This is a genomic window from Tepidanaerobacter sp. GT38, from assembly GCF_021991635.1.
Lineage (GTDB): Bacteria > Bacillota > Thermosediminibacteria > Thermosediminibacterales > Tepidanaerobacteraceae > DTU063.
Genome location: NZ_JAFFJA010000098.1, coordinates 1 through 9,657 on the forward strand (window position 1 = coordinate 1; position 9,657 = coordinate 9,657).

The 9,657-nt window shown below is 37.9% G+C and carries 10 protein-coding genes; 8 read left to right on the forward strand and 2 right to left on the reverse strand.

Going from position 1 to position 9,657, the window contains the following annotated elements; all coding sequences use genetic code 11:
• Positions 1–100: 100 nt before the first annotated feature.
• Complete coding sequence (locus JT739_RS11190) at positions 101–322, reverse strand: peptidoglycan-binding protein (RefSeq protein WP_237661208.1); 222 nt, start codon at positions 320–322, stop codon at positions 101–103.
• Positions 323–465: 143 nt separating this feature from the next.
• On the opposite strand from JT739_RS11190, the gene JT739_RS11195 reads away from it, so the two are divergent.
• Complete coding sequence (locus tag JT739_RS11195; protein WP_237661209.1) at positions 466–1,653, forward strand: aminotransferase class I/II-fold pyridoxal phosphate-dependent enzyme; 1,188 nt, start codon at positions 466–468, stop codon at positions 1,651–1,653.
• A gap of 15 nt (positions 1,654–1,668) precedes the next feature.
• Entirely contained in the window at positions 1,669–2,013 is a 345-nt protein-coding gene (locus tag JT739_RS11200) for a hypothetical protein (protein WP_237661210.1), read from the forward strand.
• A gap of 228 nt (positions 2,014–2,241) precedes the next feature.
• Here JT739_RS11200 and rbr read toward each other — a convergent pair whose 3' ends face one another.
• Positions 2,242–2,775, reverse strand: coding sequence for a rubrerythrin (gene rbr, locus JT739_RS11205; protein WP_237661211.1), 534 nt, complete (start codon positions 2,773–2,775; stop codon positions 2,242–2,244).
• A 335-nt stretch (positions 2,776–3,110) separates the two neighbouring features.
• Between rbr and JT739_RS11210 the strand changes: the two genes are divergently transcribed.
• The 6 genes from JT739_RS11210 (at position 3,111) to JT739_RS11235 (ending at position 9,656) form a co-directional block, all read left to right on the forward strand.
• Positions 3,111–4,049 (forward strand): LysR family transcriptional regulator, encoded by a 939-nt coding sequence (locus tag JT739_RS11210; RefSeq protein WP_237661212.1) that lies wholly within the window; start codon positions 3,111–3,113, stop codon positions 4,047–4,049.
• Positions 4,050–4,084: 35 nt separating this feature from the next.
• Positions 4,085–4,972, forward strand: coding sequence for a triphosphoribosyl-dephospho-CoA synthase CitG (gene citG / locus JT739_RS11215; RefSeq protein WP_237661213.1), 888 nt, complete (start codon positions 4,085–4,087; stop codon positions 4,970–4,972).
• Positions 4,973–4,977: 5 nt separating this feature from the next.
• Positions 4,978–5,520 (forward strand): citrate lyase holo-[acyl-carrier protein] synthase, encoded by a 543-nt coding sequence (gene citX / locus JT739_RS11220; protein WP_237661214.1) that lies wholly within the window; start codon positions 4,978–4,980, stop codon positions 5,518–5,520.
• 468 nt (positions 5,521–5,988) lie between these two features.
• Positions 5,989–6,840: a DUF6282 family protein gene (locus tag JT739_RS11225; RefSeq protein ID WP_237661215.1), complete on the forward strand. Its 852-nt coding sequence runs from the start codon at positions 5,989–5,991 to the stop codon at positions 6,838–6,840.
• Between the two features lie 28 nt (positions 6,841–6,868).
• A complete protein-coding gene (locus JT739_RS11230; protein WP_237661216.1) occupies positions 6,869–8,161 on the forward strand; it encodes an SLC13 family permease in 1,293 nt (430 codons plus the stop codon).
• 211 nt (positions 8,162–8,372) lie between these two features.
• Complete coding sequence (locus JT739_RS11235; RefSeq protein ID WP_237661217.1) at positions 8,373–9,656, forward strand: 3-isopropylmalate dehydratase large subunit; 1,284 nt, start codon at positions 8,373–8,375, stop codon at positions 9,654–9,656.
• Position 9,657: the final 1 nt, after the last annotated feature.

Genomic DNA, 9,657 nt, shown 5'->3' on the forward strand with positions numbered 1-9,657 from the left:
ACCGTAAAGGAAATCATGGTGTGACAGCTACTCCCATATTTGATGACAGCGGCAATATCAAGTTTATAGTGGCAAATGTGCGGGACATGACCGACTTGATCTATCTCCAGAATGAGTGCGACAAGGCCCAAACCCTTTCAAATACCAGGCCGTTGTCTTTTTGAAACTTTTTGACAGCATTTTCGGTCAGAGGTCCAAATATGCCATCAATTGGCCCTACGTCGTAGCCCAGGCTTTCCAACCTTGATTGAAGCTCTTTCACATCCTCACCCTGCAGGCCCCGATAGAGTATTCTGGATCCGAATTCTTGACGCCACAGCATGAATTTTCCCTCCCCAAAAATTTTCACTTATATCATATTTTTATACTTACAAAAGTGTTATCATATATTTTTGCCTTGCAGGTAAAATCTTTTGAAGATATAATCTTAATAATATAAATTAAACTGTGCGGGAGGAGATTTTATTGGACTACGGAAAGTTCGTAGCTCAGCGAGCAAAAAATATTGAGATTTCAACCATACGCTATTTTTTTAGCATGGTAAAGGAAGTAGAGGGTGCCATATCCCTGTGCATTGGGGAACCGGATTTTGTGACCCCATCTCACATAAATCTGGCTGCTGTTAAGTCCCTTGAAGATGGGCATACCTTTTATACAGCAAATGCCGGCCATTATGTGCTCCGGAAGGAAATTGCCGATTACCTGAATCGCCGATATGGCCTGCAATATAATCCTGAATCGGAAATAATCGTCACCGTTGGCGCGAGCCAGGCCATCGATGTGGTCATCAGGACACTGATAGAACCGGGTGATGAGGTTCTAATACCTCAGCCATCCTTTGTGGCGTATGGGCCCTGCACCATATTGGCAGGCGGTAAACCTGTTTATGTGCCTACATATTTGGAAGACAATTTTGTTCTAAGAGCAGATGTGCTGGAAAAATACATCACCCCTCGGTCTAAGCTTTTAATACTGCCATATCCCAACAATCCCACGGGAGCGGTGATGACCAAGGATGAATTAAAATCAGTAGCGGAAGTAGTCAAAAAGTACGATTTAATTGTGGCGGCAGACGAGATATACTCTGAGCTGACTTACGGCGTAGAATTTACGGCTTTTGCCGGAATTGAAGGCATGTGGAAACGGACGGTTACCATAAACGGATTTTCCAAATCCTACGCCATGACCGGCTGGCGTTTGGGCTACATCGCTGCACCTGAAGGCTTGGCCAGGGAGATGCTCAAGGTGCACCAGTACAATGTGGCATGTGCTGCCACCATAAGCCAGTATGCGGGAATAGAAGCCATGAAGAACGGTGACGATGACATTGCTGCCATGCGGGAAAAATACGATGAAAGGCGAAGATTTTTGGTAAAGAGTTTAAGGGAAATGGGCCTTGAGTGTTTTGAGCCAAAAGGTGCTTTTTATGCTTTCCCATCTATTAAACAAACGGGCCTCAGTTCGGAGGAATTTGCAAAGCGGCTACTGTGGGAGGGCAAAGTTGCCGTCGTGCCCGGCAGCGCCTTCGGTAAAAACGGTGAAGGTTTTGTCAGGCTATCATACGCCACTTCCATGGAAAATTTGGAAGAAGCAGTAAAACGGATGAAGGAGTTTTATAAAGGTACTTTAAAATGCCGTGGCAGACATCCCTAGGTTCGAAAATTTTATGTGCGAGTCAAAGCTCTGCATCCTATGATTTACCTGGTGCTGCTTGCACTTCGTGACAACCGCCTACACATGGAACGGCTAGCTAATTGGACCTTGAATCCATTCCTTTGGGTGGCAATTTATCTATATCCTTTGAAGGGGACCAACATAAACGGGGACATTACTCTAACTAATACAATTAATGATATCAATGTCGGTGGCACAATGCTGCGCATGCGGCAAGATTATGAGGATACAATAGTCATGTTGGGCATGAAAGAGTATCAACAGGTGCTGAAAAAATTTAAGGGAATATGGTGTGCCGCTGGCAAAAAAGCCAGGGCTTTCCGGCAGGGGGAGGGGTAATAGTAGACCCGGGAACAAGCCGGAGCTAAAGTAAAAAGCAGGGCGACATTGATGAAAGGTTATTCGGGCTCTGGCATAAATAAAAACGACAAGGTAGTAGCAACCTGTTTTATATTCTCAGGATAAAATATGAACCGCTTTTAGGCAACATAGCCTAAAAGCGGTTTTTGTCTGAAAGTGTGTTCAGGCTTTTTGACTCTAAGAGAGGGGGCCTTTACACGCCACATATTAATAGTTGTCTGCTGCTGGCTCGTAGAATGCCATGGGGTGAGCACATGCAGGACATACTTTGGGTGGCTCGGTGCCTTCGTAAACGTATCCGCAATTGCGGCAGCGCCATTTTATGGGTTCTGGCCGTTTAAACACTGAACCTTCTTTTAAGCGCTCAAGCAGCTTGCGGTACCTCTGCTCATGTTCAGCTTCAACCTCGGCAACCCTTTCAAAGAAACTGGCGATCTCTTCAAAGCCCTCTTCGCGGGCGGTCTTAGCAAATTCCTTATACATTTCGGTCCACTCGTAGTTTTCGCCCTTTGCGGCCTCTTCCAGATTCTTTTCGGTATCGCCAATCAGACCTAAGAATTTTGCCCACATCTTTGCATGTTCTTTTTCGTTATTTGCGGTCTCCTGGAAAATCCCCATTATCTGTTCATAGCCTTCTTTTTTGGCTATGGAAGCATAGTAATCATACTTGCAGCGGGCCATGGCTTCTCCTGCAAATGCTTCCAGAAGATTTTTTTCAGTCTTGGTTCCTTTTAGATTCATGAATATTACCTCCAACTAAATAGTAATAATAATTACTTTCTCTAATAATATTCTACATGAACTTGGAAAATCCTTTTCACAATATCAAAAAATTGTACTTTTTGTCATTAAAAGATAATAAAGAAGGAAATCTGCAAATGGCACAAAGTTTGAAAATAAAATTTTTTGATATATAATAAATGTGTCCAACTCAGATGAGTAAAGATTAAATGGCACAAATATAAATGAACTGAACTGCTCGCTTTCGATTCTGATAACTATAGAGTTCGTATAGCAAAAAAATATCCTGTGCCAAGGGGAAATAGTCTCCCCGCCCATATATAAGGAGGAGAATTATGAACGAGAGAGAATTGTTGTATGTTAAGACGATAGCCGACACCCAGAGCATTTCAGAAGCTTCAAAAAAACTATTTGTTGCCCAACCCTCGCTAAGTCAGGCATTGCAAAAAATTGAAGACAGATTAGGCACCCCTCTTTTTATCCGATATCCAAATGGCGTTAAGCTAACTTTAGCTGGCGAAAAATATTACAGGGCTGCTACAGCAATATTAAAAATTTATGACGAATTATGCAACGAGATAACAGAAATCAATAATTTAAAAAAAGGAAAGATTACAATAGGAATTACGAACTATTTGGCTGTGTATCTCCTTCCAAAAATCTTGCCGAAATTTCATGAAAAATGGCCAAATATCGAAATTTATATTCATGAGGATAATTCATATAATATTGAAGATCTTTTAATGAAAGGATCCCTTGATTTTGGTATTATGCATTATGAATCTGACGATGATAACAGGTCATTAAAGTACGAAGCGCTATGTGAAGATATGTTTGTGCTAGTAACAAAGTGCAATCACCCCATGGCAAAATATGCAGAAAAAGTGGAAGGGTTGCCATATCCTGTGATTGATTTGCACCTCTTTGAAAATGAAAATTTTGTTTTACTTGAAAGGGATAAGAGAATCAGACAAATTTGTGATAGTATATTTGATGAATTAAATTTTAAGCCTAAAATAGGTTTATTGCTCAGAAACTATGAAACAGCACGCAGACTCGCGTCTGTGGGATTTGGCGTAACATGTATACCTTTCGGATATATAAATATATCCAAAGGAGAATATGAGGCTGATTATTATTTTATAAAGGGGAATATCAAACCTGCCTGGAAGACTTGTGTTGTGATAAATCCCAAAAATTATTTGTCAAAAGCTGCGAGAGTCTTTATTGATTTGGTGAAAGAATATTATAAAACAAATCAACTTACAACTTAAGATGTTATTTCTTGCATTGTAAAGGGGAATGGATATTGAATTGGAGCAATTTTTGCTTTTATGTAATGAAACTGGCTGAAAAGGCACTTTTATATGAAGTATCAGCAACACCAAAGCCGGGGCTGGTGGATAGAAACAATGCCGGTGCCCACCATGATATGGATTATTACACTTTTTTAGACAGCAGTATAGCTTTGATGGATTATTTTTATAATTGTGCTATGGCAGGTCTGACATTTGACGGTCCAGATTACCGTATGCTGCTGGAAGGGATTAGGCCCATTGGAATTAAAGCAGAACACAGTATGTTTGAAGTTACAAACGGTGTGAATACCCATAAAGGAATAATATTTTCTTTGGGAATAATCTCAGCGGCTGCTGGTCTGCATTACAAAAATCATGGTTCCAGATTCATTCCAGCAGAAGAAATATCGCAGCTTGTGAAGCTAATGTGCGATGGTATAACGGAAGAATTGAAAAATGTTGACTATAAGAGAAGTTTGACTTATGGAGAAAAAATGTTTAAGAAATACGGTGTAAAAGGAGTCAGGGGAGAAGCAGAAAGTGGTTTTAAAACGGCGTTGCAGCACGCATTGCCTTTATTGAAAGATTTAATAAATGCAAAAGTAAATATTAATGATATTTTAGTACATATTTTACTAGCACTTATTGCAAATACAGAGGACAGCAATATATTGGGCAGGCATAACATGGAGATGTTAGAGTATGCTAGAAATAAAGCAAGGACTGCTTTAAGTTTAGGTGGATATTTAACACCTGAAGGTAAAGAGTTTGTGTGGGAAATGGATAGGGACTTTATACAGAAGAACGTAAGTCCAGGTGGTGCAGCTGATTTGATAGCAGTCACCATGTTTTTATATTTTTTAGAAAATGGCGATAATATTTTGTATACGAGAGGTTGAATTGAATGGAAGAATTGCAGGTGGATAATAAACTATTAAAAATCATTCTAGACTCTCGTGAGGCAAGGGCTGAAAAGCAAAGAGAGATACTGAAAAATTTTCCTTATACCCTAATTTCGTTTACTTTAAACATACCTGGGGCTAAGAAAAATTCGGATTTATACTCAAAAATCCATGGGGTAGGTATGGAAGCTATTTTAAAATCCCTTTATGACAGCAATAAAAAAATATATTATATAAAAACATATAATTATTCAACAGGGCCTGAAGGCTTTATATCTGTCGATATGGATCCACTTGAGGCCAAAAAAATGATGGTGAAATTGGAAGACATGCACGAACTTGGGCGCATATTCGATGTGGACGTATTTGATAAAAATCACAATCAAATTAATAGATCTATGTTAAACCTTGAGACGAGAAAGTGCTTGATCTGTGAAAAAGAGGCCAGGTACTGTATTAGAAATAGAAGCCATACCTATGAAGCACTTATTGAAAGAATTGAGGAAATAGCCCATAAATATTTTTCAGGAAAAGAGAGGTTATAAAATTTTAGTGACCGGTAAATCTCTTTAAGTAGATTTACCGGTCGATGCATTTATAGGGGAAATGTAATACAAAGATGATTATTTAATTCTAAGTCATTCGAAAGCATAAAGTATAGGTAAATCCTATCGACAATATAAACTTTTAATATTAGTATTTTCTGAATATATCAGATAGAATAGTATGTAAAGATACATAAAGCATTATATTTCAATACCAAGAGTGCTAGTTGTATTTCAAGGCTTATAAAAACTTAGTGCGTTCCTTATTAATTTTAAATAAGTTAATCTGCTTTTAGCTGCAGCATTAAGAGAGAATTGCAGCAAACTAAACTGGTGTCAAGCAAGAAAAGCAGTATTTCTGTTAATATTCAGGCTATATTGTACAGAGGGGAGGAGAGGATATCTATATTATATAGTTTTTTAAATATCAAAATATATCAATAGCGTATATAAACAAGGAGGATGAGTATGGGAAAATTATCTCTAAAGGGTGTTGTTGATTTACATGTTCATACTGCTCCTGATATTAGGGAAAGGGCGTATACTGACTTCGAATTGTTGGATGCAGGAGTAAGAGTTGGAGCTAGAGCTATTGTCATTAAATCACATCACGGTTTTACCGTTAATAGAGCGTATCTGGCTAATGAATATAATAAGAGAATGTACAAGGGCGAAAATGATTTCGTTATGTATGGTGGGGTAACTCTAAATAAGGCTGTTGGTGGCTTAAATCCTGTTGCAGTAGAAACAGCGATGAAATTGGGTGGCAAGATAGTATGGCTACCAACAATGCATGCTTCAAATCATTTAGCAAAAAACGGTAAGTCAGGCGGAATAGAGTGTGTAAGGGATGGAAAGGTCGTTCCAGAATTAGATGAAGTATTACGTATTGTTAAAGAATACGATGCAATTTTGGCAACTGGACACCTTTCACCGGAAGAAATATTCGTTGTAGTTGATCATGCAAAGAATATGGGGATAAACAAAATAGTAATAAATCACCCTGAATTTTGGGTTGTTGGTATGACTCATGAACAGCAAATACAAATTGTAAAAGATTATGATGTTTATTTAGAGAGATGTTATGCTCAACCCCTAGGGGGAGGTAAATATAAGAGCAATTTACCTGACAACTTAGAAATCATAAAAAAGATAGGAGAAAAAAATATTATTGTAGATACAGACGGCGGCCAAGTTGAGAATCCTCATTGGGAGATCGCATTTCAAGAGTATATTGATTATTTGTTTGATCATGGTATTACTAAAGAACAAATAGAAACGATGACTATAAAAAATGCTTCCAAACTGTTAAATATTTAGGGAATGTTTAAAGGATGGAGGGCTCGCAATGATTAGTTTGATAGTTGTTGGTGCAATAGTACTGTCTATCGCACTTGGATTTAAGACAAAAATAAACATAGGATTTTTTGCAATGGCGTTTTCTTACATAATTGGTTGTTTTATGTTAAATCTTAAAACAAGTGAAATAATCAATATGTGGCCTCTTAGTGTATTTTTTGTTATTTTTGCTGTATCAATATTTTATAATTTTGCTGTAGAAAATGGGACATTAGAGAAATTATCTCAATACTTATTGTATAGTATAAGAAGAGTACCTCACTTATTGCCATATGCTCTATTCCTTTCGGCAACTATATTAGCGGCACTCGGAGCCGGCTACTTTACGGTATTAGCTTTCTTTGCTCCAATAACATTATTACTATGTGAAAAGACAGGCATAAACAAATTAATTGGAGCTATGTCTGTAAATTACGGCTGTCTTGCTGGGGCAAACTTTATGACTAGTGCAAGTGGAATTATTTTTAAAGGTTTGGTTGAGAAAGCTGGATATACAGAAAATGTTTATTCTTATACAACTCCCATATTTGTCGCAACAATGATAATTCCTATAGTTGTCATAACTGTGTTCGTATTTTTCTCAAAGAGTGGCAGAACATCTAGAACGGATTTAGATATTGCTAAGCCAGAACCTTTTAACAATGAACAAAGGATTACAATGTTCCTAATAATTGCTATGATTTTAATTGTTTTGGCAGCTCCTATTGCTAAGCTGCTACTTCCCAATAATGAAACAATTGCATTAATTAACTCAAAAATTGATATAGGTCTTATTGCTATAGTATTTTCAGCGATAGCATTATTATTAAGGCTTGGCAATGAAAAAAAAGTAGTTGCAAATGTGCCTTGGAATACTCTAATAATGATTTGTGGAGTAGGGATGCTGATTTCTGTTGCAGTAAAAGCTGGTACTGTTGATTTACTTGCAGGTTGGGTAGGAACAAACGTGCCATCAACCTTAGTGCCTATAGTAATGTGTATAATAGGTGGAATAATGTCACTCTTTAGCAGTACATTAGGCGTAGTAGCACCGACGTTATTCCCAACGGTACCCTCAATTTCAGCTGCTACCGGTATAAACCCTGTAGTATTGTTTGTAGCAATCATTGTTGGCGCGCAAGCAACTTCTATATCTCCATTTTCATCAGGTGGTAGTTTAGTACTAGGCTCAGTTAATGAGAGAGAAAAAGATGAAATGTTTAGGAAGTTGTTGTTTAATGGTGCTCCGATAGCTTTGCTTGCATCTACCTTGTTTACTATATTATTAACAATGATAATGTAACTTTTTAAGACTTTGATTAGGACAGAGCAAATGTTGAGAAATTGCACTTGATGGTCTTTAAAATTAATACGATAGTTTCAATATTATTATGACTTTAGCTTTGTATATAACCCTTGCCTTGTAAACTAAGGCAAGGGTTATTAGTATAAAAACTTAAACGTTTTAATACAAAATAGCTTCAATATAAATTTTATAATGAGGAGAGTAACTAATGCATGCAGTTGAAAAAATTCTAGCGAAAGCAGCAGGAAAAGAATGTGTTCGAGCCGGTGAAATAATAAATTGCAAGATTGATTTTGCTGAAATAAATGACCTTTATCTACAGACTATATATTCTTTTTATGAAATGGGTGGAAGAAAAGTTTGGGATAAAGATAAAGTTGCTTTCATCTTTGACCATTATGCGCCGGCACCAACAATAAAGACAGCTCAAATTCATAAGGAAATGAGGAAATTTGTAAGGGAGCAGGAACTTACCCATCATTTTGATATTAATTCAGGTGTATGCCATCAAGTTTTAGTAGAGGCTGGTTTGGTGTGGCCAGGTATGATTCTTATAGCAACAGATTCACATACTACAACTCATGGTGCCTTCGGGGCCTTTGGTACTGGGGTGGGTGCAACAGATATGGCAACTGCCATTATTTCAGGAGAGCTTTGGTTTAGGGTACCTGAAGTAATAAAAATAGAAATTGAAGGTCAACTCCAGTCAGGTGTATATGCAAAAGATGTAATTCTTTATATATTAGGAAAACTCAAAGCTGACGCAGCTGTTTACAAGGTAATTGAATACTGCGGTAGCTATGTGGAAAAGCTTGACGTTGCGGATAGAATGACAATATGCAACATGGCTGTCGAAATGGGTGCGAAAACTGCATATATGAAGCCCAATGACAAAGTTCTTGAGTACGTATGCAAACGGACGAATAGAGAATTTGTTATTCCAGAAACAGACCCTGATTATGAGTATTCAACGGTTTACCATTTTGATGTGAGTAATTTATCCCCTCAGGTGGCTGTACCACACAGCGTTGATAATGTCTATCCTATAGAAGAAGTAGATAAGGTAAAGATTGATCAGGCATTTATCGGTTCCTGTACGGGAGGAAGATTAGAAGACATTGAGGCAGCTTACAGAGTTCTTGACGGCAATAAGATACATCCAGATACAAGGTTAATTATTATACCAGCATCCACAGAAGTATTGCAGCGTGCTATCGAACTTGGTTATATTCAGTCACTGTTAAAAGCTGGGGCAACGCTTGTTACACCCGGTTGTGGCCCATGTCTTGGAACGCATGAAGGTCTTTTGACAGAGGGTGAAGTATGTATTTCCGCTACAAATCGCAATTTTCCTGGACGTATGGGCAGCACAGGTGCTAAGATATATCTTGCTTCCCCAGCATGTGTTGCAGCGTCTGCTTTGATGGGTGAAATAACTGACCCTAGAGATTTTTTCAGGGAGATGAACACCAGTGCGCATAGTGTAAAATAAT

Excerpts from the sequence above, each read along its gene's own strand:
- JT739_RS11190 (WP_237661208.1), bottom strand. The coding sequence starts at position 322 with ATGCTGTGGCGTCAAGAATTCGGATCCAGAATACTCTATCGGGGCCTG.
- rbr (WP_237661211.1), bottom strand. The coding sequence starts at position 2,775 with ATGAATCTAAAAGGAACCAAGACTGAAAAAAATCTTCTGGAAGCATTT.
- JT739_RS11210 (WP_237661212.1), top strand. The coding sequence starts at position 3,111 with ATGAACGAGAGAGAATTGTTGTATGTTAAGACGATAGCCGACACCCAG.
- citX (WP_237661214.1), top strand. The coding sequence starts at position 4,978 with ATGGAAGAATTGCAGGTGGATAATAAACTATTAAAAATCATTCTAGAC.
- JT739_RS11225 (WP_237661215.1), top strand. The coding sequence starts at position 5,989 with ATGGGAAAATTATCTCTAAAGGGTGTTGTTGATTTACATGTTCATACT.
- JT739_RS11230 (WP_237661216.1), top strand. The coding sequence starts at position 6,869 with ATGATTAGTTTGATAGTTGTTGGTGCAATAGTACTGTCTATCGCACTT.
- JT739_RS11235 (WP_237661217.1), top strand. The coding sequence starts at position 8,373 with ATGCATGCAGTTGAAAAAATTCTAGCGAAAGCAGCAGGAAAAGAATGT.